This window comes from Streptomyces sp. NPDC005393 (assembly GCF_040606675.1).
GTDB lineage: Bacteria > Actinomycetota > Actinomycetes > Streptomycetales > Streptomycetaceae > Streptomyces.
Genome location: NZ_JBEXFG010000023.1, coordinates 89,366 through 113,462 on the forward strand (window position 1 = coordinate 89,366; position 24,097 = coordinate 113,462).

Annotated in this window: 22 protein-coding genes, 1 tRNA gene, 1 other RNA gene and 1 pseudogene; 7 read left to right on the plus strand and 18 right to left on the minus strand. The window is 70.0% G+C overall.

Translation table 11 applies throughout. The features are described 5' to 3' along the window. Nucleotides 1-353: 353 nt before the first annotated feature. Complete coding sequence (locus ABZS71_RS20305) at nucleotides 354-1,823, minus strand: membrane-associated oxidoreductase (protein WP_356211951.1); 1,470 nt, start codon at nucleotides 1,821-1,823, stop codon at nucleotides 354-356. Between the two features lie 104 nt (nucleotides 1,824-1,927). Here ABZS71_RS20305 and ABZS71_RS20310 point away from each other — a divergent pair, with 104 nt between their 5' ends. Continuing rightward, a complete protein-coding gene (locus ABZS71_RS20310; protein ID WP_356211954.1) occupies nucleotides 1,928-2,566 on the plus strand; it encodes a GNAT family N-acetyltransferase in 639 nt (212 codons plus the stop codon). 256 nt (nucleotides 2,567-2,822) lie between these two features. Beyond that, on the plus strand, nucleotides 2,823-3,251 hold the full coding sequence (locus ABZS71_RS20315) for a DUF1992 domain-containing protein (RefSeq protein WP_356211957.1): 429 nt from the start codon (nucleotides 2,823-2,825) through the stop codon (nucleotides 3,249-3,251). 54 nt (nucleotides 3,252-3,305) lie between these two features. Here ABZS71_RS20315 and ABZS71_RS20320 read toward each other — a convergent pair whose 3' ends face one another. After that, nucleotides 3,306-3,692 (minus strand): VOC family protein, encoded by a 387-nt coding sequence (locus ABZS71_RS20320; protein WP_356211960.1) that lies wholly within the window; start codon nucleotides 3,690-3,692, stop codon nucleotides 3,306-3,308. A gap of 258 nt (nucleotides 3,693-3,950) precedes the next feature. Here ABZS71_RS20320 and ABZS71_RS20325 point away from each other — a divergent pair, with 258 nt between their 5' ends. Both ABZS71_RS20325 and ABZS71_RS20330 read left to right on the plus strand, forming a co-directional pair. Then, a complete protein-coding gene (locus ABZS71_RS20325; RefSeq protein WP_356211963.1) occupies nucleotides 3,951-4,910 on the plus strand; it encodes an ATP-binding cassette domain-containing protein in 960 nt (319 codons plus the stop codon). Continuing rightward, a complete protein-coding gene (locus ABZS71_RS20330) occupies nucleotides 4,907-5,767 on the plus strand; it encodes an ABC transporter permease (RefSeq protein ID WP_356211966.1) in 861 nt (286 codons plus the stop codon). The genes ABZS71_RS20325 and ABZS71_RS20330 overlap by 4 nt, the downstream gene beginning before the upstream one ends. A 57-nt stretch (nucleotides 5,768-5,824) precedes the next feature. Here ABZS71_RS20330 and ABZS71_RS20335 read toward each other — a convergent pair whose 3' ends face one another. Further along, on the minus strand, nucleotides 5,825-6,571 hold the full coding sequence (locus ABZS71_RS20335; protein WP_355841486.1) for a VOC family protein: 747 nt from the start codon (nucleotides 6,569-6,571) through the stop codon (nucleotides 5,825-5,827). A 326-nt stretch (nucleotides 6,572-6,897) separates the two neighbouring features. On the opposite strand from ABZS71_RS20335, the gene ABZS71_RS20340 reads away from it, so the two are divergent. Further along, nucleotides 6,898-8,175 (plus strand): cytochrome P450, encoded by a 1,278-nt coding sequence (locus ABZS71_RS20340; protein ID WP_356211969.1) that lies wholly within the window; start codon nucleotides 6,898-6,900, stop codon nucleotides 8,173-8,175. Nucleotides 8,176-8,344: 169 nt separating this feature from the next. On the opposite strand, the gene ABZS71_RS20345 is transcribed toward ABZS71_RS20340, so the two are convergent. Continuing rightward, complete coding sequence (locus ABZS71_RS20345; protein WP_355841480.1) at nucleotides 8,345-8,719, minus strand: nuclear transport factor 2 family protein; 375 nt, start codon at nucleotides 8,717-8,719, stop codon at nucleotides 8,345-8,347. A 140-nt stretch (nucleotides 8,720-8,859) separates the two neighbouring features. Between ABZS71_RS20345 and ABZS71_RS20350 the strand changes: the two genes are divergently transcribed. Further along, nucleotides 8,860-10,689, plus strand: coding sequence for a prolyl oligopeptidase family serine peptidase (locus tag ABZS71_RS20350; protein ID WP_356211984.1), 1,830 nt, complete (start codon nucleotides 8,860-8,862; stop codon nucleotides 10,687-10,689). Here the strand turns inward: ABZS71_RS20350 and ABZS71_RS20355 are convergent. The 10 genes from ABZS71_RS20355 to ffs all read right to left on the minus strand — a co-directional run bounded on the left by ABZS71_RS20355 (nucleotide 10,604) and on the right by ffs (nucleotide 21,181). Next, nucleotides 10,604-11,455, minus strand: a complete 852-nt coding sequence (locus ABZS71_RS20355) for an SURF1 family protein (protein ID WP_355841477.1) — start codon at nucleotides 11,453-11,455, stop codon at nucleotides 10,604-10,606. The genes ABZS71_RS20350 and ABZS71_RS20355 overlap by 86 nt on opposite strands. 206 nt (nucleotides 11,456-11,661) lie before the next feature. After that, nucleotides 11,662-12,804 carry a hypothetical protein gene (locus ABZS71_RS20360; RefSeq protein WP_356211972.1) on the minus strand — a complete coding sequence of 381 codons (1,143 nt, stop codon included), beginning with the start codon at nucleotides 12,802-12,804 and terminating at the stop codon, nucleotides 11,662-11,664. Next, nucleotides 12,801-13,376: a SigE family RNA polymerase sigma factor gene (locus ABZS71_RS20365; protein WP_355841471.1), complete on the minus strand. Its 576-nt coding sequence runs from the start codon at nucleotides 13,374-13,376 to the stop codon at nucleotides 12,801-12,803. Before ABZS71_RS20365 ends, ABZS71_RS20360 begins: the two co-directional genes overlap by 4 nt. Before the next feature lie 469 nt (nucleotides 13,377-13,845). Continuing rightward, nucleotides 13,846-14,922: an aspartate-semialdehyde dehydrogenase gene (locus ABZS71_RS20370; RefSeq protein ID WP_355841468.1), complete on the minus strand. Its 1,077-nt coding sequence runs from the start codon at nucleotides 14,920-14,922 to the stop codon at nucleotides 13,846-13,848. Next, complete coding sequence (locus ABZS71_RS20375; RefSeq protein WP_355841465.1) at nucleotides 14,919-16,199, minus strand: aspartate kinase; 1,281 nt, start codon at nucleotides 16,197-16,199, stop codon at nucleotides 14,919-14,921. Before ABZS71_RS20375 ends, ABZS71_RS20370 begins: the two co-directional genes overlap by 4 nt. Before the next feature lie 321 nt (nucleotides 16,200-16,520). Continuing rightward, the gene (locus ABZS71_RS20380) at nucleotides 16,521-17,186 is read right to left on the minus strand and encodes a DUF5063 domain-containing protein (protein ID WP_355841463.1); all 666 of its coding nucleotides are present in this window, start codon (nucleotides 17,184-17,186) and stop codon (nucleotides 16,521-16,523) included. After that, nucleotides 17,179-17,778: a recombination mediator RecR gene (recR, locus tag ABZS71_RS20385; RefSeq protein ID WP_355841461.1), complete on the minus strand. Its 600-nt coding sequence runs from the start codon at nucleotides 17,776-17,778 to the stop codon at nucleotides 17,179-17,181. Before recR ends, ABZS71_RS20380 begins: the two co-directional genes overlap by 8 nt. A 132-nt stretch (nucleotides 17,779-17,910) precedes the next feature. Next, nucleotides 17,911-18,246: a YbaB/EbfC family nucleoid-associated protein gene (locus ABZS71_RS20390; RefSeq protein WP_355841459.1), complete on the minus strand. Its 336-nt coding sequence runs from the start codon at nucleotides 18,244-18,246 to the stop codon at nucleotides 17,911-17,913. A gap of 236 nt (nucleotides 18,247-18,482) precedes the next feature. Further along, nucleotides 18,483-21,017, minus strand: a complete 2,535-nt coding sequence (locus ABZS71_RS20395) for a DNA polymerase III subunit gamma and tau (RefSeq protein ID WP_356211975.1) — start codon at nucleotides 21,015-21,017, stop codon at nucleotides 18,483-18,485. A 69-nt stretch (nucleotides 21,018-21,086) separates the two neighbouring features. Then, nucleotides 21,087-21,181: signal recognition particle sRNA small type (ffs, locus tag ABZS71_RS20400), an RNA gene on the minus strand. A gap of 74 nt (nucleotides 21,182-21,255) precedes the next feature. Between ffs and ABZS71_RS20405 the strand changes: the two genes are divergently transcribed. Continuing rightward, nucleotides 21,256-21,340: transfer RNA gene (locus tag ABZS71_RS20405), tRNA-Ser, on the plus strand. Between the two features lie 78 nt (nucleotides 21,341-21,418). Here the strand turns inward: ABZS71_RS20405 and ABZS71_RS20410 are convergent. The 4 genes and pseudogenes from ABZS71_RS20410 to ABZS71_RS20425 all read right to left on the minus strand — a co-directional run. Next, nucleotides 21,419-22,300: pseudogene (locus tag ABZS71_RS20410) on the minus strand (tyrosine-type recombinase/integrase); the annotation flags it as partial. A gap of 409 nt (nucleotides 22,301-22,709) precedes the next feature. After that, nucleotides 22,710-23,009 carry a hypothetical protein gene (locus tag ABZS71_RS20415; protein WP_355841411.1) on the minus strand — a complete coding sequence of 100 codons (300 nt, stop codon included), beginning with the start codon at nucleotides 23,007-23,009 and terminating at the stop codon, nucleotides 22,710-22,712. Beyond that, complete coding sequence (locus ABZS71_RS20420; RefSeq protein ID WP_356211987.1) at nucleotides 23,000-23,476, minus strand: hypothetical protein; 477 nt, start codon at nucleotides 23,474-23,476, stop codon at nucleotides 23,000-23,002. Before ABZS71_RS20420 ends, ABZS71_RS20415 begins: the two co-directional genes overlap by 10 nt. Further along, on the minus strand, nucleotides 23,392-24,084 hold the full coding sequence (locus ABZS71_RS20425) for a molybdopterin-dependent oxidoreductase (protein ID WP_356211978.1): 693 nt from the start codon (nucleotides 24,082-24,084) through the stop codon (nucleotides 23,392-23,394). Before ABZS71_RS20425 ends, ABZS71_RS20420 begins: the two co-directional genes overlap by 85 nt. Nucleotides 24,085-24,097 lie beyond the last annotated feature (13 nt).

The following is a 24,097-nucleotide window of genomic DNA, read 5'->3' on the forward strand; positions in this document are numbered from 1 at the left end:
GACTCGTTCCTGAGCCCTCTTGGGAGAAATCCAGCAGAAGATCTTGGAATTCCGCTCCCAGACGGTGCCTACCGACGCACTCTCAGGCGCTCGTGCAAGAGATCGTCGAGCGCTGCCTTGGGTGACGTGGGGCACATCTCGAGCCGAGCATCGAGCGCCCGCATCCCGCTCGGCGGGCCGGTCGTGCTGGCCCGGGACAATGTCCGCATCCATCTGACCCCATCGATGCGCGAGTTGATCGCTGCGCATACCGGCTGGCTCACCGTGTTACAGCTGTCCATCTGTGCACTCCCCACAACCTGCGCTTGGTCCCCGGAATTTGCGCGCGTAGTTCCCGGCGGCAAGCGACGCGGCTACTGGCGGTTCAGGGAGCGGGTGACGCCTGCGGCGATTGTGGTGGCCAGGATCCAGCCGGTGACGATCAGGGTGTAGGAGAGCCACTGGTACCAGCCCTGGGGGGAGTAGGACGGCTCCTGGCCGAAGTCGATGATCGGCAGAAGCAGGTCCACGGTGTAGAAGACGGGGTTGAAGTCGGGGGCTTCGTCGGGTTTCAGGGGGCGCGGGTGGTGGAGGGTGAAGGCGAGGGCGCCGGTGAGGAGGAGGGTCAGGAGCCAGGCGGCGGCGCGCATGGGGCGGAAGCCGTAGCCGACGGTGGCGTCCTGGAGGTGGCCCCAGAGTCTGGCGTAGCGGGGGAGGGTGCGGCGGTGGCGGCGGAGTTTGGCCAGTTGGACGGTGCGGGCGGCGGCCTCGTCGCCGGCGGTGCGGTAGGCGGTGGTCAGTTGCTCGTAGGCGTACGGGAGATAGCCTCCCTCCTCGCGTTCCAGCAGCGGCAGTCGTTGTTCGGCGGGCAGGTGGGGGCCGAGGCGGCGGTAGCTGAGGCCGTCGAGCCGGACGCTGTCGGGCCATGTCTCCGGGTCAATGTGCAGCAGATCGATCTGGGAGCGACGCAGATTCACGGTGCCCTCGATCGGGGCGGCTTCGCGCAGCCACAGCTCGCCGATGACACAGCTGCTGGCGCGCAGGGCCTGGTCTTGTGGGGTGGAGAGGCGGGCGTAAGCGAGATTGAGCTGGCGCGGGATTCTGGCGCCGCTCAGGTTGACGCGCCCGTGGGCGCGCAGCCGCATGGCGCGCAGGTCGGTGCCGACCGACAGGGTTTCGGCTTGCAGGGCGGTGCCGCCGGGGGTGTGGAGTTGGGCGTCGTCAAGGTTCACCTCACCGTCGACGGTGGCGGCGTTCAGCCGGATCTGACCGTGTGAGACGAGGCCGGCGGCCCAGATGTCGTTGCCGATGACCGCGTGGTTGAGCTGGAGGGCCGATCCCCCGGCTTCGCCGGGGTGGGGGCCGAGGCGCGCGCCGTCGAGGAAGATCGCTCCGGCTATCTGGGCGCCCGCGAGCCGTACGGGGCCGGCGATACGGCAGCGGCTCATCCGTAGCACGCCGTCGACGCGGAGGGCTCCGGCCAGGAGCTCGGGCAGTACCGAGTCGCTCAGCACCAGGGCGCGCAGCCGTGCCCCGTACATGTTCGGGGCGTGGGTGAAGTGGCAGGACCGGAGCCGAATGGGGTGCTCGGTGATCCCGTACTTGAGGTCCAGCCGCCCGGTGATGCGGGCGCCGATCAGCTTCAGGCCCGCTATCTCACCGTCCCGCGCCGGACCGTCGAGCAGCAGCGTCCGCAGCACCTCGGCGCGTACGGTCCGCTCCGGGCCCCAGGACGCTCCCGACCCGGGGTCTTCGTCATCGCTCTCGCGGAAGTAGACGCCTTCGCCCAGCGGGAACGCCTCCCAGACCCGCCGTTCCGCTGGTGTCAGGTCGGTGATCTCCATCGGCGGATGGTGGCGTGCGGGTGTTCGGCTGTCAACTCCGTTGTCAGTGGGGCGTGGTGTCCTAGGAGACGGGCAGCCGACCGAGCTGTACGGGGAGGGCCGTGATGACCGTCGCACTACGGGTGGAGGCGACACCGTCCGCTTCCGCGCTCCTTCTGCGCCCCTGGACCGACGACGACCTGGAGCCATTGGTCGAGGTGTATCGGGACCCGGTGCTCCGGCAACGGACGAGGCTTCTGGTGGAGAGCGCCGAGCACGGGGTGCGGTGGCTGGACATTCAGCGACAGGGGTGGGAGACCGGGGAGCGGCTGAGCTTCGCGGTGCATGAGGAGCAGGCCGGGGGCGGGGAAGGCCGGTTGGTGGCCGGTGTGGGCGTCAAGAGGCCGGATCCAGGGAGTGGTTCCGCCGAGGTGGGCTACTGGACGGCAGCCCATGCCCGGGGCCGCGGGGTGGCCCCGCGTGCCCTTGAGGCAGTCACCGTCTGGGCCTTCGATGCCTTCGCCGCCGAGGGACTGGAGCGTTTGGAGCTGCTCCATCAGGTGGACAATCCCGCGTCGTGCCGCGTCGCGGAGAAGACCCGGTATCGGTTCGACCGCGTCCTGCCTGCCGAGCCGCCCTTTCCCCGGGATGGCCATATGCATATACGGCGGCGGGGCGACGCCCGCCCGGACGGGGTCTGGTCGTCCTCGCGGGACCAGCCCTGGCGGTGCAGGACGGACGGGACGTCCGGGGCCTGGCAGTAGTCGCCCTTGAGCACCTTGCCGTCGGCACGCAGGGTGGGGTGGCCGCCGGGGCCCAGCTTGGTCATGTTGGCCCGGTCGATCTCGGCGATCAAAATCGGTTCCCCGGCACGTGCCCCGGCGATGTGATCGATTCCCGGGCGGATACCGAGACCCGGCCGGATACCGAGTCCAGGGGCGGCCCCGGACCGCGCTGATCGTGGCGCGTTCGCTAAAAGGTCGCTGGCGCGTTCCGCGGCGTACGAGGGACAATCGGACCGTGACCGAGCGAAAGCCTCCGGGCATCAGCTTTGAGACATGGGCCGACCGGCAGATCCGCGAGGCGGAAGAACGCGGCGACTTCGCCGATCTGCCCGGATTCGGCAAACCCCTCCCCCATCTCGACAGGCCCTATGACGAACAGTGGTGGGTCAAGAAGAAGATGAGGCGCGAGAATTTGTCGTTTCTGCCGCCGACGCTTGTGCTGCGCAAGGAGGCGGAGGACGCTCTCGCCGCCGCGGCCGAGGCGCCGTCGGAGCGCGCGGTGCGCGGGATTCTCTCGGACGTCAACGACAAGATCCGCGAGGCGATCCGGCGCCCGCCGCCCGGCCCGCCGCTGGGTCTCGCGCCGTTCGACATCGACGAGGTCGTACGGGAGTGGCACGAGCGGCAGGAGCGGCCCTCCGCGGCCCCGGCTGACCAGGGCTGACGCCCACGTCTGAGGCCGGCAGGCCGGGGCGCGCCGCCCCGGCCTGCCGATGCGCTACTCCTCGTTCCCGTACGGGCGGGTGATGATCTCCATGCCATGACCGGCCGGGTCCTTGAAGTACAGACCGCGCCCACCGTAGTGGTGGTTGATCTCGCCGGGCTGCTTCCGGTGCGGATCCGCGTAATAGGTGATCCCCTGCTGCTGGATCCGCTCGAATGCCGCGTCGAACTCCTCGTCGGAGATGAGGAACGCGTAATGCTGCGTGGTGATCGACTCGCCGGGAATGCTGGCGAAGTCCAGGGTGACGCCGTTACTGGTCTGCACCGGGATGAACGGGCCCCATTCGGCGCCTACCTCAAGACCCAGGATGTTCGCCAGGAATTCGGCGGATTCCCGGTTGTCCCGGGCATGGATGATCGTGTGATTCAACTCGACCGACACTGTGGAATGCCTCCGTAAGGCAATCTCACGGGCACCTCCATGCCTCACCCAGCCGGTGACCGACACGCGATGCCGTATCTCCGATCCTAGGCGGCAGCATTCGCCGCCGTCGAGGGCAGTCGCGCCAGGACCGTCACCGTGCGCGACCGTTCCGTACGCCCTCGTCCGTATGCGGTCGCGTGAGCCGTGCATGTCCGGGTACTTCGGGTATCACCGAAGAATCCGTTTTCTTTCCTCCGCATCCCCGTGGGGGGCGCCATGGTGACGACTGCGACGGCCATCCGCACCGCCGGGCTGACCAAGGTCTACCCGCATGCGGACTTCGCCGCCGTGGACCGGCTGGATCTGGAGGTGTACCAGGGGGAGATCTTCGGGCTGCTGGGGCCCAACGGGGCGGGCAAGACCACGACGGTCGGGATGCTCACCACCCGCGTCGTCCCCACGGCCGGATCCGCGTGGATCGGGGACATCGACGTCATCGCCCATCCCACCCTGGCCAAGCAGATCATCGCGGTCGTGACCCAGCAGAACACCCTGGACCGCTCGCTCACGGTCTGGGAGAACCTCTACTTCCACGGGCTGCTGTTCGGAATGTCCGGCAAGCGGTCACGGCAGACAGCCGACCGGTTGCTTGAGCAGTTCCGGCTGTCCAAATGGGCCTCGTCCACGGTGTACGCGCTGTCCGGCGGCATGGCCCAGCGGCTGATGGTGGCGCGGGCGATCTTCCACCGCCCGGCCGTGCTCTTCCTCGACGAGCCGAGCGCCGGGCTCGATCCACAGAGCCGGCTGGCGCTGTGGGAAATCCTGGAGCAGCTGATCGCCGAGGGCCAGACCATCCTGCTCACCACGCACAACATGGACGAGGCGGATCAGCTCTGCGACCGGGTCGCCATCATCGACCACGGCCGGATCCTCGCCCTCGGCACCCCCGCCGCCCTCAAGCAGAGCGTGGACGCCGACACCGTCGTCACCGTGCTGGCGCACGGCGACGCGGATGCGCTCGGCGACCGGCTGGCCCGAGCGATCGACGGTGTGGTGCGGGTCCGGCCGGTGCCCGGCGGCGTGGAGCTCCAGGTCAAGGGCGCTGACCGGCTGCTGCCGCGCATCGTCACCCTCGCCGAGTCCGGCGGCTTCGGACTGATCGATCTGTCAATCACCGCGTCCACGCTGGAGACGGTGTTCATCTCACTGACCGGAAAGGAGTTGAGGGACGGATGACCGCGGGCCCCATCGCCGTACGTCCGAGCCGGACCGCCGCGGCTTCGAGCCGCTCCGCGCTGGCCGCGCTGATCCGGCGGGATCTGACCGTTCTGATGAAGAATTTCGGCGAATTCGTGGGCCGGACCCTGATGCAGCCCTTCCTCCTCGTCTTCGTTTTCCTCTACGTCTTTCCGACCATCGGGCAGGGCATCGGGGCCGGTACGGGCACCGCCGGTGAATCGGCCTTCGCGACCGTGCTGGTGCCGGGCGTGGTGTCTATCGCCGTCATGTTCCAGGGGATCCAGTCGGTCGCCATTCAGATGTCACAGGAGTTCGGCTTCACGCGGGAGATCGAGGACCGGGTGCAGGCGCCTTGTCCGATCTGGCTGGTGGCGGTCGCCCGGGTGCTTTCGGGGGCGGCCCAGGGCCTGATCTCGGCGGTGCTCGTCTTTCCGATAGCGGCCGTCGTCCATGCCCCGGGGGTGCACGCGCGTCTCTCCGTGCACTGGTGGATCGTGGTCACCCTGATTCCGCTGGCCTGTATCGCCATGACCTCGCTCGGGCTGCTGCTCGGCACCTCGTTCGAACCACAGAACATCGGGGTCATGTTCGGCTTCATCGTGCTGCCGCTGGTGTTTCTCGGCGGTACGTACTACCAGTGGACGAAGCTGTCCCTCGTCCATCTCGGCGGCTTCCACTGGCTGCAGCTCCTGGTGCTGGTCAATCCGCTGATCTATATCACCGAGGGAATGCGGGCGGGTCTCACCGAGGCGTCCCATCTGCCGCTGTATGTCGTTTATCCCGTGTTGATCGCTTTCTGTGTCCTCTTCCTCAGCCTCGGGCTACGGAATTTCCGCCACCGCGTGCTCTCCTGACTGACGACCGCGGACGGGTCGTCGGTCGGGCCGGGAGCGGGCCGACACGAGACCGGATCAGGCGCGCGGGAGCGCCGCCACGCTGAAGAGTCCGCCCTCCGGATCACGCAGCGCCGCGATACGTCCATAGGGGGTGTCGGCTGGCGGGGAAATGACGGTGCCGCCCAGTTCCACCGCGCGGTCGGCGACAAAGTCGGCGTCCTCGACCCGGAAGTAGACGTGCCAGCGGGGTCGGACATTCGGATCGGGGGCGGCCTCAAGGGCCCCGCCGCGCAGCCCCGCCACCGCCTTTCCGTCGATATGCAGCACCACTCGGTCATGTTCGAAGCGGACATCGCACCGCTCCCGTGGCTGGGAGTCCCAGCCGAAGACCTGGCCGTAGAAGAGCGCCGCGTCGAACGCGTCGCGGGTGCGCAATTCCAGCCATACGGGGGCGCCCGGTCTGCGTTCGCCCCACCACGCGGAGGCGAGATCGCCCTCCCAGATGCCGAAGACGGCGCCGGCCGGATCGGCCGCCCACGCCACCCGCCCGTTGCCGAACTCCAGCGGTCCGACGGCGACCGTGCCACCGCGCTCCTGGGTGCGCCAGGCCACCTCGTCCGCGCTGTCCGCCGCGAAGTACGTGGTCCAGGTGACCGGGAGCGTCGCCTCCGCCGACGGGGCCGACCCGCCGATACCGACGGTCGGTACGCCGTCCTCGGTGTACGCGATGGTGTAGCGGCCGTGGCCCTGCCGGGTGGGCCGGAAGCTCCAGCCGAAGAGATCTCCGTAGAAGGCGTGCGCGCGGTCCAGATCGGCTGCCATGAGACTCACCCAGCACGGGGCGCCCTGGACAGCGCGGAACCTCTCCCGCAAGGCCGCTCACCTCACTCGTATCCCTGGGACCACGGCCATCGTCCCGCGCGCAGCCGTCATCGCTCGTGCTTCATGCCCGATATCTCCACTTTCCTCTGATTCCCCGGACGGCGCCACCTCGGCCTTCGACACGGGCCATCGCGCGGGCGGGCAGGGCCGGGCGGGCCGGGCCGGCGGAGGCGCGGGCGCACGCCGGCGCGTTGTGGTGTATCACACCGGGCCACGTCCGGCACCGGGGGACGGCCGCCCAGCCGGGGCAGGGCAGTATTGCGCCCATGTCGAATCTCCGCTCAAACATCGCCGCCTGGCTGGGCCGCAAGTATTTTTCGAGGATCCAGAGGAACGGCTTCGACCTGTCCAAGATGTCGTTTCTCCCCGACGCCACACTGGCCCCGCTGAGGCGCGAGGGACTCGACCCCGTCGCCGATCTGTCCCGAACCAGGGCAAAGGAACCCATCAGCAAGATTTGGCTGCCTTTCGGGATAAACGCCTGGCTTGTCACCGGATATGACGAGACGAAGGCGGTGCTCGGAAAGGCGAAGGGGTTCAGCTCCGATTTCACCAACCTGGCGGACCGGAACATCGGCGTCGCCCCGCAGCAGAATCCGGGCGGCCTCGGCTTCAGCGATCCACCGGCGCATACGAGACTGCGACGCCTGCTGACGCCGGAATTCACCATGCGCCGGCTCAGCAGGCTCACCCCGCGTATCCACGCCATCGTGGAAGAGCGCCTCGACGAGATGGCCGCCGCCGACGGTCCGGTCGATCTGGTGCAGGCGTTCGCGCTCCCCATTCCGGCCCTGGTCATCTGCGAGCTGCTCGGCGTGCCGTACGAGGACCGCGATGACTTCCAGCGGCACAGCACGGCGCGATTCGACCTGTTCAGCGGGGCGAACGCCTCCTTCGGCGCGATGTCGGACTCCCTTTCGTATCTGCACGGCATCGTCGAGAAACAGCGGCGATCGCCGGGCGACGGGCTGCTCGGCATGCTGGTGAAGGAGCACGGCGACGAACTCGACGACCAGGAGCTGGCGGGTCTCGCCGACGGGGTGTTGACCGGCGGTCTGGAGACGACCGCGAGCATGCTGGCGCTCGGCACGCTCGTACTGCTCCAGGCCCCCGAGCAATTCGCGGCGATACGCGACGAGGACGATGTGGTCGACCGGTTCGTCGAGGAGCTGCTGCGCTATCTCACGGTCGTACAGGTGGCCTTCCCGCGTTTCGCCCGCGAGGACATGGAGATCGCGGGCACGGAGATCTCCGCAGGCGATCTGGTGCTGTGCTCACTCAGCGGGGCCAACCGCGACGAGAAGCTGGGCCCGGACATGGAGCGGGTCGATCCGCACCGGCAGACCTCCTCGCATCTGGCCTTCGGATACGGCATTCACCGGTGCATAGGCGCCGAGTTGGCCCGGATGGAACTGCGGGCGGCCTACCCCGCGCTCGTACGGCGGTTCCCTCAGATGCGGCTGGCGGCCCCGGCGGAGACGCTCTCCTTCCGGAAGCTCTCCATCGTCTACGGCGTGGATGAACTGCCGGTGGTGCTCAAGTAGCGGCGGGGCGGCAGGAAGCAGGAGGGGCAGGCGGGGCCGGGAGAGGCCAGAGGGGCGGCAGGGGCGGGAAGAGAAGACGGGGCGAGGGGACTCGAGACGAGGGGCGAGGGGCGAGGGGCGAGGGGCGAGGGGCGAGGGGCGGACGTCGGGGGCAGGGGAGGGATCGTGATCAGAAGCGCTCGGCAAGCGACTCGTGACCGGCCGGGGGCTCGTACGGCGCGGGCCGGAAGTCGGTGATGGTCTGGATCCGGCCGTCCGGCGCCGAGGTGAAGAAGCTGATGCGCTGTGTCTCCTCCTCGTCCACGCTGAAGCGGACCCAGGAGACCGCCTGTGTGGTGTCGGCGACGACGCGCTCGACCTCAAGACTCCACTCGCCGAGATGCTCGGCGTTGAAGCGGACCACGCCGTCCCGGCCGAGCACGCGCTCGCGGGTCTGCGGCAGTTCGTAACGGACGTCGTCCGCGAGGGTGTCACCGAACGCCCTCCAGTCCCTGGCCTGGGCCGTGGCCCAGTACGTCTCCACAGTGGCGGCTATGTCGCCCATCGGCTCCCCCTCTGCGTCGCGGCTATGTGGTGACGGCCGTCCATGCCCGCCGCAAACGTTATCCACAGGCGGGAGGGGACGCCAGCGCGAATGTCGGGGTGCGGCGCAGAATGGGGGGCATGACTGAGAGCACGGAGTCCATGCCGGACTGGGAAAAGCGCTTCCGGGCGCCGCGAGTGGGGCTGCCCGACTGGGCGGAGGACGCTCCGGACCGGTCGCTGTTCGTTTCGAACGCCACGGGGACATACGAGCTGTACGCATGGGACCGGGCGACCGGCGCGCAGCGACAGGTGACGGACCGGCCGAACGGGACGACGGACGGGGTGCTGACCCCTGACGGCCGATGGATCTGGTGGTTCTCGGACACCGATGGCGATGAGTTCGGGGTGTGGCTGCGCCAGCCGTTCCACGGGGGCGAGGGAGAGGGAGACGACGCGCGGGACCGGGCCGACGAGCCCGCGACGCCCGGTCTGGAGCCCTCCTATCCGGCGGGGCTCGCGCTCGGCCGGGACGGCACGGCGGTGGTCGGGCGGTCCACCGACGAGGAGGGCTCGACCATCCATGTGGTGCGGCCGGGCGCCGGGCCCGAGGAGATCTACCGCCACCGGGAGTCGGCCGGAGTGGGCGATCTCTCCCATGACGGGACGCTGATCGCGGTCGAGCACACCGAGCACGGCGACGCGATGCACTCGGCGATCCGGGTGGTGCGGCTGGACGGCACGGCCGTCGCGGAGCTGGACGACACCAAGGGTGGCACCGAGGAGCTCGGCCTGTCCGTGATGGGGTTCGCGCCGGTCGACGGGGACACCCGGCTGCTGGTCGGGCACCAGCGGCGCGGCCGGTGGGAGCCCATGGTGTGGGATCCGCTGACCGGGGTGGAGACGGCGCTGGCGATCGATCTGCCGGGCGACGTCGGGGCCGACTGGTTTCCGGACGGGTCGGCGCTGCTGGTCGAGCACAGCTATGAGGCGCGCAGCGAGCTGTGGCGGTACGACCTCGCCTCCGGCGAGCTGACCCGCGTCGAGACCCCCGCCGGGACGATCTCGGGCGCCACGGCGCGGCCGGACGGCACGGTGGAGTTCCTGTGGTCGTCCGCCGGGCAGCCGCCCCAGGTGCGCTCGACGAGCGGGCGGATCGTGCTCGACCCGCCGGGGTTCAAGGCCCCGGAGTCCGTGCCGGTGAGCGACGTATGGGTCGACGGTCCGGGCGGGCGGGTGCACGCGCTGGTGCAGAAGCCCGCGGGCGAGGGCCCCTTCCCGACCGTCTTCGACATCCACGGCGGGCCGACCTGGCACGACAGCGACGCCTTCGCGGCCGGTCCGGCGGCCTGGGTGGACCACGGCTTCGCCGTGGTCCGGGTCAACTACCGCGGCTCCACGGGGTACGGACGGGCGTGGACGGACGCGCTCAAGCACCGCGTCGGGCTGATCGAGCTGGAGGACATCGCGGCCGTGCGGGAGTGGGCGGTGGCCTCCGGGCTTGCCGACCCCGAGCGGCTGGTGCTGGCCGGTGGCTCCTGGGGCGGCTATCTGACGCTGCTCGGGCTCGGGACCCAACCCGAGGCATGGGCGCTGGGGCTGGCCGCGGTCCCGGTCGCGGACTACGTCACGGCCTACCACGACGAAATGGAGGCCCTGAAGGCGATGGACCGCACCCTGCTCGGAGGCACCCCGGAGGAGGTTCCGGAGCGGTTCGAGGCATCGTCCCCGCTGACGTATGTGGACCAGGTGCGGGCGCCGGTCTATATCTCCGCGGGGGTGAACGACCCGCGCTGCCCGATACGGCAGATCGACAACTATGTGGAGCGGCTCAAGCGGCGCGGCGCCCCGCATGAGGTGTACCGCTATGACGCGGGGCACGGCTCGCTCGTCGTCGAGGAGCGGATCAAGCAGCTGCGCTTGGAGATCGAGTTCGCTCAGCGTCACCTGGAGTCTCGGGTGGGGTTCCCGGCGGCGTCTCCTGCGGGGTGATGCCGAGGGCGAGGTCGCGGGCCGTCTCGACCTCACGGCGGAACAGCCGGAACCACATGAAGACGACGAAGCCCGCGAAGACGAACCACTCACCGGTGTAGCCGAGGTTCTGGAAGGCCTTGAGATCGAGCCCGGTGCCCTCCGCCACCACGGGGGGCACCGGCTTCAGGGCCCCGGGCGCCTGGGAGGCGGTGATCCACGCGTCGTACACCTGGTACGGCACCAGGTTGACCAGCGAGGCGGCGCTGATGATGCCGAGCCGGCCCCTGGGGAGGCCGCCGCTCGCGCTCACCCCGTCGCTGCCCTGGTGTTCGGACGCCTGGAGCGCCCCGGTGACGGTCACCTCGCCGGACGGGGGCGGGGGCACCTTCGCGGTATCGGCCTTGTCGCGGGCGTCGCCGGGGAGCCAGCCGCGGACGACGGGCAGCGCCTTGCCGCCGTCGGTGCGCAGCAGGGTCAGCACATAGAAACCGTCGCGGTCGTCCAGCCGCCGATCGGGGATGAGGAGTTGATGCGCCATGTCGTATCGGCCGGTGGCGGTCGCCTGCCGACCGGAGGTCTTGGTGCTGACCGGCAACAGATCGCGCAGCGGCTCGGCCGCGGCCTTCTTCGCGTCGGACGCCTCGTTCTGCTGCTGCTTGTGCGTGTCGACGCGCGCCTCGAAGCGGCTGAGCTGCCAGCTGCCCATGAAGAGGCAGACCGGGATCGCCAACAGGGTGAAGACGTTGATCACCCACCAGCGGGGGGTCAGCAGAAACCGATACACACCACCACGGTACGGGCCCCGCGCCGGACCGTCGGCGGCGGGGCCGGTGCGGGGCCCGGCCGGGAGGGCCAGGAGGCCGCCACGGCCGGGCAGCGTGAGGACGCCCCGCGCGGCCGGGGAGCGCCTGGAAGCCCGCCCAGCCGGGGAGCGCCTGGAAGCCCGCCCAGCCGGGGAGTGCCTGGAAGCCCGCCCGGCCGGGGAGCGCGCTAGGAGGCCGGCAGCAGACCGGTGCGGTAGATCGTCCCGGCGCAGCCGCCGCTGAGGGTCACGCTCGCGGCCGCTGGGTCGCCCGCCTCCGGCGCATGGCTGACCAGGACGCTCGCGGAGGGCGGCTCGCCGCCACCGTCACCGCCGCCCGGGGTGCCTCCGGGATCGCTGGTGCTGGGGTCGTCCTGGGATGCCTGGGCCGAGTCGGGCGTCGGGTCGGCGCTCGGGGTGCTGCCGCCGCCGGTGGTGGAGCAGCCGCTGGTGCCGCCGCCCAACGCCGGGATCCAGGCAAACCTGATCTCGTACGCCTGGCCCGGCTGCAGGATGAGCGTTCCCGGCTCGGTGGACGGGTCGGGCAGCTCGCTGGCCGCGTCACCCGCCGTATGGTCCACGACGAAGATCCGCGAGGAGTCCGCACCGCCCTGCGCGCTCGCGGTGACGCTGCCACTGCCCCCGACCGTGCACGCCTGGTCCGAGATGTTCGAGACCCGGAACGAGCCGTAGATCCGGCCCTCGGCGTCAGCCGCTCCGGCCGACCCGGCGCCGCCGCTGCTCAGCTGGGAGCGGCTGCAGATGGGCGATGTGGCGTTCAGCGTGCTGGAGGGGTCGGGCACCGTACCGGCCGGGCCGCCCTTGGGGTCCTTCGGCGGCCGGTCCTTCTTCTTGCCGTGCTTCTTGTCGCCCTTGTCCGGGTCGACGGTGTCGGCGGGCCGGTCGGTGTCCTTCCCGCCGCTGCCCTCGCCGCGCTGGCCGCCGCCGCTCTGCGGGGTGCGGTGGCTGCTGGCGGCATTGGCCGGACGGGCGTCCGCCCCGTCACTCGTGGTCGCGACATGCACCAGCGCCGGAAGGGCGGCGCCGCCGAGCACCACCGCCGCCACGGCCCCGATGAGGGCCTGGCGCCGCCGCGTACGGCGGGCGGGCACGGCGCGCCGCAGATGCTCCAGGGAGTCGGGGGACGGTTCGAGCTCGTCCACCGCGTGGTGCAGCAGCCGCCGCAGTGCCTCCTCGTCCGCACTGCCGGACTCGGCGTCGTCAAGCTCGACGCGGAGGGGTTTCAGGCCGCCCGGCTCCAGGCCATCGGACTCGTGGCCGTCGCGCCGGTCGGGATCGCCCGGGCCCGGCTTGTCTGTTGTGTGGTTCATGCCGGAGCCTCCATGGCGACGCGAAGCGCCGCGATGCCGCGCGAGCCGTACGCCTTGACCGAGCCGAGCGATATGCCCAGCGTCGCGGCCACCTGAGCCTCGGTCATATCGGCGAAGTAGCGCAGCACCAGGACCTCGCGCTGGCGGCGCTGCAGTCCCTTCATCGCCCTGATCAGTTCATCGCGCTCAAGTTGGTCGTACGCCCCTTCCTCGGCGCTGGCCATGTCGGGCATCGGCTTGGAGAGCAGCTTCAGCCCGAGGATGCGGCGGCGCAGCGCGGAGCGGGAGAGATTGACGACCGTCTGCCGCAGATAGGCGAGGGTCTTCTCCGGGTCCCGGACTCTTTTGCGCGCCGAGTGCACCCGGATGAACGCCTCCTGCACGACGTCCTCGCAGGACGCGGTGTCGTCGAGGAGGAGCGCGGCGAGACCGAGCAGCGACCGGTAGTGGGCGCGGTAGGTCTCGGTGAGGTGATCGACTGTGGTGCCCGCTGCCATCGCGTCGTCAGTGTCCTCGCGCCCTGTCGAGATGGGCGCGGGGCGGGCGGCCGGCCATGGCGCGATCACCGGCATGCCGCTTGGTATGCGCGGACGCGGGGGGCGCACTGCCGTGCCGCCGCGCCCTGGAACCGTTGCGATGCCGAATACCTCTGCCACGTCTGTTGGACACGCTGCCCCCCGTCAGGGTTGTACACGCGAGGCACCGCTTTTGACGATGCATCAAATGCCCCCATGCGCCCCAACTCTCCCCTATGCCCCAGTTTCCACAGCGCCCACGGCGGGACGGAGGGAAAGACGCTCCCCGCCCGCTGCCGGTTGCAGCGGACGGGGAGCGAAACGTCGATGTGGTCGTCGGCCCAGGTCATACAGTCCAGGCCAGTGACATGCGCACAGGATATTCACAATATCGGGAGGGCGCATCAGAGGAACCGTCACTTTTCGGCGACGTCGGCCGAGGCCACGGCGGGCGGAAGCCACATCGCCCGCGCCCCCGGCGGCTGAAGCCCCGGCAGCGGAAGCCACGGCGGCCAAGGCCCGCCGGCTACGCCCCGGTGAGCTCTGCCGCGACGACCTCCGCGATCTGCGCGGTGTTCAGCGCCGCGCCCTTCCGCAGATTGTCGCCGCATACGAACAGCTCCAGCGCGTTCGGATCGTCCAGCGAGCGCCGCACCCGGCCCACCCACGTCGGGTCGGTGCCCACGACATCGGCGGGGGTCGGGAACTCGCCCTCCGCCGGGTTGTCGCACAGCACCACGCCCGGTGCGGCGGCCAGGATCTCGTGCGCCGCATCCACCGTCACCTCGTTCTCGAACCGCGCGTGCACGGCCAGCGAGTGCGTGGTGATCACGGGCACCCGGACACAGGTCGCGGTGACCCGCAGCTCCGGCAGCCCCAGGATCTTGCGGGACTCGTTCCGCACCTTCAGCTCCTCGGAGGACCAGCCGTCCTCCTTGAGCGAACCCGCGAACGGCACCACATTGAGCGCCATCGGGCCCGGGAACGGCCCGGTGTCGCCGACCGCCCGCCGCACATCCCCCGGGTGGGTGCCCAGCTCCGTACCGGCGACGAGGGCGATCTGCTCGCGCAGGGTGTCCACGCCCTCCTTGCCCGCGCCGGAGACCGCCTGGTACGAGGAGACGATCAGCTCGCTCAGCCCGAACTCGGCGTGCAGCGCGCCCATCGCGACGATCATCGAGAGGGTGGTGCAGTTGGGGTTGGAGATGATGCCGCGCGGGCGGACGCGGGCCGCGTGCGCGTTCACCTCCGGGACCACCAGCGGGACGTCCGGGTCCATCCGGAAGGCGCCGGAGTTGTCGACGGCGACCGCACCCTTGCTCGCCGCGATCGGCGCCCACTGTGCGGAGACCTCGTCCGGTACGTCGAACATCGCGACGTCGACGCCCTCGAACGCCTCCTCGCTCAGCGCGATGACCTCGACCTGCTCACCGCGGACGGTCAGCTTCCGGCCGGCCGAGCGCGGCGAGGCGATCAGCCGGATCTCGCCCCAGACATCGGCACGCTCCGACAGGATCGAGAGCATGACGGTGCCGACGGCACCGGTCGCACCGACGACGGCAAGCGTCGGCTTCCGGCCACCGGCACCGCCGGCGCGGGTCATCGGCCGGTCCCTCCGTACACCACGGCCTCGACGCTGTCGCTGTCCAGGCCGAACGCGCTGTGCACGGCGACGACCGCGTCCTTCACATCGTCGGCGCGGGTGACGACCGAGATGCGGATCTCGGAGGTCGAGATCAGCTCGATGTTGACCCCGGCGTTCGACAGCGCCTCGAAGAAGGTCGCGGTGACGCCCGGGTTGGTGCGCATACCGGCGCCGACCAGCGAGATCTTGGCGATCTGGTCGTCGTAGCGCAGCGAGTCGAAGCCGATCAGCGGCTTCGCCTTGGTCAGCGCCTCCATCGCACGGTGGCCGTCCGTCTTCGGCAGCGTGAACGAGATGTCGGTCAGCCCGGTCGACGCGGCGGAGACGTTCTGCACCACCATGTCGATGTTGATCTCGGCGTCCGAGATGGTACGGAAGATGGCCGCGGCCTCACCCGGCTTGTCCGGCACCCCGACGACCGTGACCTTGGCCTCGGACGTGTCGTGCGCGACCCCGGAGATGATCGCCTGCTCCATGCCTTCTTCTCCTTCTCCCGCTGCCGGCCGATTGCGCACCCAGGTGCCCACATGGCCGGAGAAAGACGACCGTACGTGGATGGGGATGGTGTACCGGCGCGCGTACTCGACGCAGCGCAGATGCAGCACCTTGGAGCCGCTCGCGGCGAGCTCCAGCATGTCCTCGTACGGAATCTCGTTGATCTTGCGAGCCTTCTTCACCACGCGCGGATCGGCGGTGAACACGCCGTCCACATCGGTGTAGATCTCGCACACCTCGGCGTCCAGGGCGGCGGCCAGCGCCACCGCGGTGGTGTCCGAACCGCCCCGGCCGAGGGTGGTGATGTCCTTGCTCTTCTGGGACACGCCCTGGAAGCCCGCGACGATCGCGACGGCACCCTGCTCGAGCGCGTCGCGGATGCGACCCGGCGTGACGTCGATGATCCGCGCTTTGTTGTGGACCGCGTCGGTGATGACTCCTGCCTGGCTGCCGGTGAAGGACAGCGCCTCGTGACCGAGGTTTTTGATCGCCATGGCCAGCAGGGCCATGGAGATCCGCTCTCCCGCGGTCAGCAGCATGTCGAACTCGCGCCCAGTAGGAATCGGGGATACCTGCTCGGCGAGATCGATCAGCTCGTCCGTCGTGTCGCCCATCGCGGAAACCACGACGACCACCTGGTGGCCGTTCTTCTTGGCTTCCACGACTCGCTTGGCGACCCGCTTGATGCCCTCGGCATCGGCAACGGAGGAGCCTCCGTACTTCTGCACGACAAGGCCCACGTGCGCTCCTCGCAGCTCTCAATAATGCGGTCGGCTCAGTCTAACGAGCGGCCGGAATCTTCCCTCCCGGTTATCACATAGCGAGACCGAAGGCTCACTGCGTGATCATGAGGATCAGGAGTGCTCAGCCGGTACAACGTCCACGTACCGGCGAGACTCCCCTCAACCCTCCCGCTCGCTCAGCGACGAACCCTGCCCGCTTCCGGCGGAAGCACACGGGAACGTAACCCACCTCACAGGCCGGAAGCGCCCGGCGCCGCCCCCGCGGCGGGGCCTCAGCGCCGTCTCACCGCGGGGCCTCAGCGCCGTCTCGCCGCGGGCTCAGTGCTGTACGGAGCGCAGCCCGAGCGGTCCCGCGATCTCCGCCGCCATGACCCGTCCGGCCTCCTCCGCGAGCTCGTCGTCACCACTCGCGTTGCTGTCCGTGTCCAGGCCGTCCAGCTCGTCCAGCGGGCTGTCGAGCCGTACGTGGGCGACGAGCGACTGCAGCGCGCGCAGGGCGGCGGAGGCGGTCGTACCCCAATTGGAGAGGTACGAGAACTGCCACCACCACAGCGCCTCGCTGATCCGGCCCTCGCGGTAGTGCGCCATGCCGTGCCGCAGATCGGCGATGATTCCGGCCAGATCGTCGGAGATCCGGCAGGCGAGGGGCTGGCTGCGCGGTTCGTACGGGTCGAAGACCTCCGAGTAGACGTCGATCGGCTCGAGCAGCTGGGCGAAGCGCTCGCGCAGCTCGTCGACGTCCGGCTCCGGCCCGGCGTCCGGCTCGTACCGCTCATCCGGGACGAAGTCCTCGTGCGCGCCCAGCCGGCCGCCCGCGAGCAGCAGCTGGGAGAGCTCAAGCAGCAGGAACGGCACAGCGCTGTCCGGCTCGTCACCCTTGGCGACTTCGGTGACCGCGACGATGAAACTCTCGATCTGGTCGGAGATCTGGACCGCGAAGTCGTCCGGGTCCGGGTGGGCGTCGTGCAGCGTTGCGTCAGACATCGAGAAGTCTTCTCCCTTCGAAGGCACGACCCAGCGTGACCTCGTCGGCGTACTCCAGGTCTCCGCCGACGGGGAGCCCGCTGGCCAGACGTGTGACCTTCAAGCCCATGGGCTTGATCATGCGCGCGAGGTACGTGGCGGTGGCTTCGCCCTCCAGATTCGGGTCGGTGGCCAGGATGAGCTCGGTGACCGACCCGTCCGCGAGCCGCGCCAGCAGCTCCCTGATCCGCAGATCGTCCGGGCCCACGCCCTCGATCGGGCTGATCGCCCCGCCGAGCACGTGATAGCGGCCGCGGAACTCGCGGGTCCGCTCGATCGCGACGACGTCCTTCGGCTCCTCGACCACGCAGATGACCGACAGGTCACGGCGCGGATCCTGGCAGACCCGGCACTGCTCGGCCTCGGCGACATTCCCGCACACCGCGCAGAACCGCACCTTCTCCTTGACCTCGGTCAGCGCATGGGCGAGTCGACGGACATCGGTGGGCTCGGCCTGAAGGATGTGGAAGGCGATCCGCTGCGCGCTCTTGGGACCGACGCCGGGCAGCCTGCCCAACTCGTCGATGAGGTCCTGGACCACGCCCTCGTACACGCCTCCATCCAATCTCGCGCCGCCGCGCGGTGGCCGTACTTCACATGAATACTCGGTTTCGCGGTGTCGCCGCCGCCGTGGTGCGTTTTTCGCTGCTCAGCCGGGTCTGCACGCTCAGCCGGAACTGAACGGTCAGAACGGGAGCCCCGGCATACCGCCCAGCCCCTGGGCCAGCGGGCCGAGCTTCTGCTGCTGCAGCTCCTGCGCGGAGTGGTTCGCGTCACGGACGGCCGCGACGACGAGATCCGCGAGGGTCTCCGTGTCCTCAGGATCCACGGCCTTGGGATCGATGACCAGGCCCTGCAACTCACCGGCACCGTTCACGGTCGCCTTCACCAGGCCACCGCCCGAGGAACCTTCAACGGGGGTCCGGGCCAGTTCTTCCTGGGCCGCGGCGAGGTCCTGCTGCATCTTCTGAGCCTGCTGCAGCAGCTGCTGCATATTGGGCTGGCCACCACCGGGAATCACGAGTTCGCTCCTGGCTGTCGAGGTCGTTCTCTTCGATAGCCCGAGCCTACGTGCTCCCAGGGGCGCTTGCCCTACGCCGTACGGAGGAGAGCGGGGAGTACGGCCGGTACGGGCCGGCAGGGCGCGGGGCGGGCGCGCGGCGCGAAGGGGCGGGGGCGCGAGGGAGCGGGGCCGGGCGCACACCTGTCCGCGCGCCCCTTCTTCCGCCCCCTGCTCGTCCGCCCTATGCGTCCGCCCTACTCGTTGGCGATCTCCTCGATGACCGTGGCACCGAGCTCGCGCACGATCAGGTCGTGCCCGCTCAGCGCGGTGTCGTCGAGATCCGGATCGTCCTCGGCCGGCATATCGTCCTCCGGCGAGATCGGCGGAGGCTCGGGCTCCCGGTACACCGACTCGGCGGGCGGGCCCACGTCGGGGGGCGCGGACGCCGAGGCGGGAGCGGACGGGGGCGCGGAGGCGGGCCGGGGCGCGGGCTGCCGCGGCGCCGCGGGCTGGCCGCCGCCGAAGCCGCTGCCGGGGGCACCGGAACCGCCCGAGCCGCCGAAGCCGCCTCCGCCACCGCCGCCGAAGCCGCCCGAACCACCGAAGCCGCCCGAACCACCGGAGCCACCGGAACCACCGGAGCCACCGGAGCCTCCGGAACCACCTGGTCCGCCGCCCTGCTGTCCGGCGCCGCCCGAGGGGTCGACGATCGCCTCGATGCGCCACTGCACACCGATGGCGTCGCTGAGCGCCTGCCGCAGTACGTCCTCACTCCCACCGTTGGCGAAGCTGTCGCGCGCGCCCGGGTTGGAGAAGCCGAGCTGGAGGGTGGTGCCGTCGAACCCGGAAACCGTGGCGTTCTGACTCAGCAGGATCCAAGTGAAGCGGCGACGGTTCTTGACCGCCTCCAGAATGTCCGGCCACATCTGCCGCACCTGCACAGCCCCCTGCGCCATGCTCGGCGCGTTCTGCGCGGGCGAAGCTCCCTGGCCAGGTCCCTGGGCGGAGCCTTGGGCGGGCCGGCTGGGCGCGGGCGCCTGCGCGGGCGGGCCGCCGCCCTGCCCCGGTGCGGCGGCCGAGGGCCAGCCGCCGGGCTGCCGGGCGGGCGCCGCGGCGCCCTGTCCACCGCCGGAGGCACCGCCCGCACCGGAACCCGCACCTGAACCCGCACCGGAACCGGGAGCCGAGGCGGTCGGCCAGGCCCCGGGCCGCGATCCGCCGCCCTCCGCCGGGGCCGCGGGCTGCGCGCCCGTGGGCCACGCACCGGGCCGCTGCCCGCCGCCGTCCGCGGGTGGGGGCACGGTCGGTGCGCCTCCCTGCTGTCCACCGTCCGCGGCCCCGCTCGGGCCGCCTTCCGCAGCGGGCCGCGCGCCCGCGGGCCATCCGCCGGACTGCCCACCGGGCTGTCCACCCGCGCCGGGCACCTCAGCGCCGCCTTGGTCAGCCGGACCGGAGCCACCGCCGGACTGGGCCCCGATCGCCGCACGGACCCCGGCCGGCCCGGCGGGCCCAGCGGCCGGGGCGTGGGCATCGGGCCCCGGTACGTACCCCATGGCAGGCCCGGGCCCCGACGGAGCCGCGAATCCACCGGCGCCACCGGCACCGCCGCCACCGCCCAGACCGCCCGCGAGGGCTCCGCGCTCCAGCCGCTCCAGCCGCGACTGCACGGATCGCTCGTCGTCGAAGGCGGCGGGCAGCAGCACCCGCGCGCAGATCAGCTCCAGCTGCAACCGCGGCGAGGTGGCCCCGCGCATCTCCGTAAGGCCCTCATTGACCAGGTCGGCCGCCCGGCTCAGCTCGGCGCCGCCGAAGACCGACGCCTGCGCCTGCATCCGCTCGACGACATCGGCCGGGGCGTCGATGAGCCCCTTGTCCGCCGCGTCCGGCACGGCGGCGAGGATCAGCAGATCGCGCAGCCGCTCCAGCAGATCGGCGACGAAGCGCCGGGGGTCGTTACCCCCCTCGATCACGTGGTTGACGACCTCGAACGCCGCCGCGCCGTCGGCCGCCGCGAAGGCGTCCACGATCGAGTCGAGCAGCGAGCCGTCCGTATAACCGAGCAGCGAGGTGGCCATGGCGTATGTCACACCGTCGTCAGCCGCGCCCGCGAGCAGCTGGTCCATGACCGACATCGAGTCACGCACGGACCCCGCCCCGGCCCGCACCACCAGCGGCAGCACCCCGTCCTCGACCGGAATCGCCTCGCTCCGGCAGACCTCCCCCAGATACTCCCGGAGCGTCCCCGGCGGCACGAGCCGGAAGGGGTAGTGGTGCGTACGCGACCGGATGGTGCCGATGACCTTTTCGGGCTCGGTGGTCGCGAAGATGAACTTCAGATGCTCCGGCGGCTCCTCGACCACCTTCAACAGGGCGTTGAACCCCGCCGAGGTGACCATATGCGCCTCGTCGATGATGTAGATCTTGTAACGACTCGACGCGGGCCCGAAGAACGCCTTCTCGCGCAGCTCACGCGCATCGTCCACACCGCCGTGGGACGCGGCGTCGATCTCGATCACATCGATCGACCCCGGCCCGTTCCGCGCGAGGTCCTGGCACGACTGGCACTCCCCGCACGGCGCCGGGGTGGGACCCTTCTCACAGTTCAGACAGCGGGCCAGGATGCGCGCACTGGTCGTCTTGCCGCAGCCTCGCGGACCGCTGAACAGATACGCGTGATTGACCCGGTTGTTGCGCAGCGCCTGCTGCAGCGGGCCGGTGACATGCTCCTGCCCGATGACCTCCGCGAAGGTCTCGGGGCGGTAGCGGCGGTACAGCGCGAGGGACGACACCCTTACGACGATATCGGGGCCCACCGACATCCGGAGCCGCCCGCTCCCACTCCGGCCCCCGTCGCAACGCAAAGGGCCCCTCACGCACCCGCCAGAGCTCACTTACCCTTGCTGCCTTCCGGCCCTGGGGGAGTTCGGTGAGATAGCGCCGCGTGAGGGGCTGGCCCCCACCCTAGCGGATCGACCGGGCTGGGAACGAGTTCGCGAGCACGGCATCTGGTCTTGTATTGTTTCCCGCGGAGGATTCGCCTAGAGGCCTAGGGCGCACGCTTGGAAAGCGTGTTGGGGGCAACCCCTCACGAGTTCGAATCTCGTATCCTCCGCACCGCCCACCAGGGCAAACGACAGGCCCCGACCGATCATGGTCGGGGCCTTCGTCGTACTCCGTCTCAGTTTCCGTCTCACTTGCCCTCGGGCGGCTCCCAGAGCGCATCTCCAACCTGCTGAGCCACCTTCCGCAGTATCGGCCCGGTGATGTGCATGTAGCGAGCCCGCATCCGGGCCGCTCCCCCGGGCTCCCAGCCCATGATCGCGTCCACGACGACGTCCGGGACACCGAGGAGAAGAAGCACGGTCGCCGCGGTGTGGCGAGCGTCATGGAGCCGACCGTCGCGTACGCCCGCGTCCCGAAGCAGCCGCTTCCACACGTGGTAGTCGGTGTTCGGGCTCAGCGGCCCGCCGGTTGGGGAGGCGAAGACGTATCCCTTGTCCTCCCAGTCGGCACCGGCCGCGATCCGTTCCCGCTCCTGCTCCTCCCGGTGGTGGCGCAGCAGCTTGATCAGCGGATCGGGCAGACCGACCGTGCGACGACCGGCGCGGGACTTGGTGGACTTGTGCTCGCGCCGGATCTGCTGCCGCTGAGGGCAGTAACCGGCCTTTCTGCCGCACGGGGGGTCGCCGCAGCCATGGCGGTACTTCGGCCGAAGCCGGTTCTTGCGGATGCGCACGTAGCCCGCGTCGAGGTCGACGTCTTCCCAGTGCAGCCCGAGCGCTTCCCCTTGACGGAGCCCGAGCGCCAGGGCGAGGACCCACCGCGCGCTGTTGCGGAGCTTGGACGCCTCCAGGAGCAGGCTCTGGACCTCTTCGATGGTGTACGGCTCGATGTCCTCTTCTTCGAGCCTCGGTGCCTTGGCGATCTCTGCTGCATTCGTTGGGACGTGCCCGCGCCGTACGGCCTCACCGAGGGCAACGCGCATCGTGCGGTGCACATGGTGAGCCGTCCCGGCCGAACTGCCGTTGCTCTGCATCTTCCGGTAGAAGCGCTCCAGGTGCTCCGGCTCCAGGGCGCGAGCTCGATTCTCGTCACCCGCTCCAATACGAACCCCCAGGCCATACCCGGGGGTTGTTTGTCGCAAGATCACGAGCGGATCGACCCGCCCATCGAACCTGTACGCCTCGCGGCAGCCAGCGTTCGCGTTGCCGTGTCAGCCTGTCTGAACCCACCAGATCAGCCAGGTGACGGCCGCGCCGCCGAGTGTGTACCCAGCGCCTTTCAAGGCGTTCATGAAAATGATGCGCAAGTAGCGGCGGCTACGGCGGCGCCACCGGGTCGTAGAGTGTGGGGTAGGGCTCTCCGTGGAGGGGAGTCCGATGGAGTGCTTGTTCAAGAGGTACTCCGGAATCCAGTGATATGTGCTGGTGAAGTCGCACCGCTCCGCCACGGCGCCAACCACATGCGGAGTGGTGCGACCCTCAATTCTTCGAAGCGGTGCCCGAGAAAAGCACAGTGGCAGTCTCTTCGTCAGGCGTCGGCCCTCCGAGAGCACGAGGGGTGAAGGGCGGCAACAAGCTGTAAACGGGACGCAATCCCCGGCCTGATCGAGTCTTGAGGGTGTCGAACCACTCCTCATCGACCTGAACGAGGATGCCGTGCTTCGACAACTCACGGATGCCCTTGCCAGCGCTGTCGGCAGAAATGCCGTACCAGTCGGGTATCCGCTCCTGAGGCAGAGTGAACTCGAGCTTCCTCTGGTTCGAGGCGATCAGGAGCATGGCCTTGCCCGGAAGGGAGAGGGCATTGTGCCAGCCCTTGTCCCAGTACTCGTATGCGAGCTGGAAGTAGGGGTCTCCCGCACCTTCCCCCGGGGGCGTGTACCGCCGGCCAGAGCCGTCTTCATGCAGCTTTGTGATAGTTGCGGTTCGAACGTGGTGAGACGAAAGGACTGCAGCTGGGCGAAGTCTCGCAGCCGTGCGTCGGTGAGCACACCGGCCAGGCCGTAGCGCGCCAGCAGGGAAAGCTTGGTGCCGCCGCCGATGGAGACGTCGCGGTGGCCGTTACTCGCCAGTACCAGCACCTTGCCCCGGGCATCGTCGGATTTGACGCCCACCGCCTGCTGGAACAGAGCGCCGAAGGTGTGGGTCTCGGGGTCCACCATCACCGAACAGGAGGGGAAGAAGGAGATCGTGACCGCCGGCCCGAACAGGACCCGGCCTGGTGTCGGAGTGACGAGGTCGTGAATGTGTGCGTGGTGCCGATGGTCGTCCGAGGGCGTCGACGATGTCCGCGCACACCGCGGTGGTGGTAGCCAGCGTTCTCCCAGAACCCTAGCTCGTCCTCGGGCATCACCCGGATCCCGCGCAACCACTTGGCAGACTTCCACAGATACAGGTGCGGCACCAGCAGCCGGACCGGCCCGCCGTGCTCGGCCGGGATCGGACCGCCCTCGTAGCCCACCGCGACCATCGCGTCGCGGTCCACCAGGTCCTCCACCGGGACGTTCGTGGTGTAGCCGCCGTACGAGGACACCAGCGCGTAGGGCTCGTCGGCCACCCCGGCGTCCTCCAGCACGGCCGCCACCGGAACGCCCTGCCAGGTCGTCCCCAGCTTGGACCAGTGCGTGACGCAGTGAATGTCGGTGGTCAGGTCCACCACGCCCAGATCGCGCAGCGATGCCCACGCGTAGGTCCTCTCCGTGGTCCCGTCGGTGACCACCAGCTCCCACGCGCGGGTCGGTACGTGCTGGGTCGGGCCCGCCGTGAGGACCGGGAAGTCACTGGTGACGAACTGCCCCGGCGGGACCGCGCCTTCCGTGCGTCGAGGACGTCCCGTGAATCCGCGCGTGACCATGTGTCGCTCACCA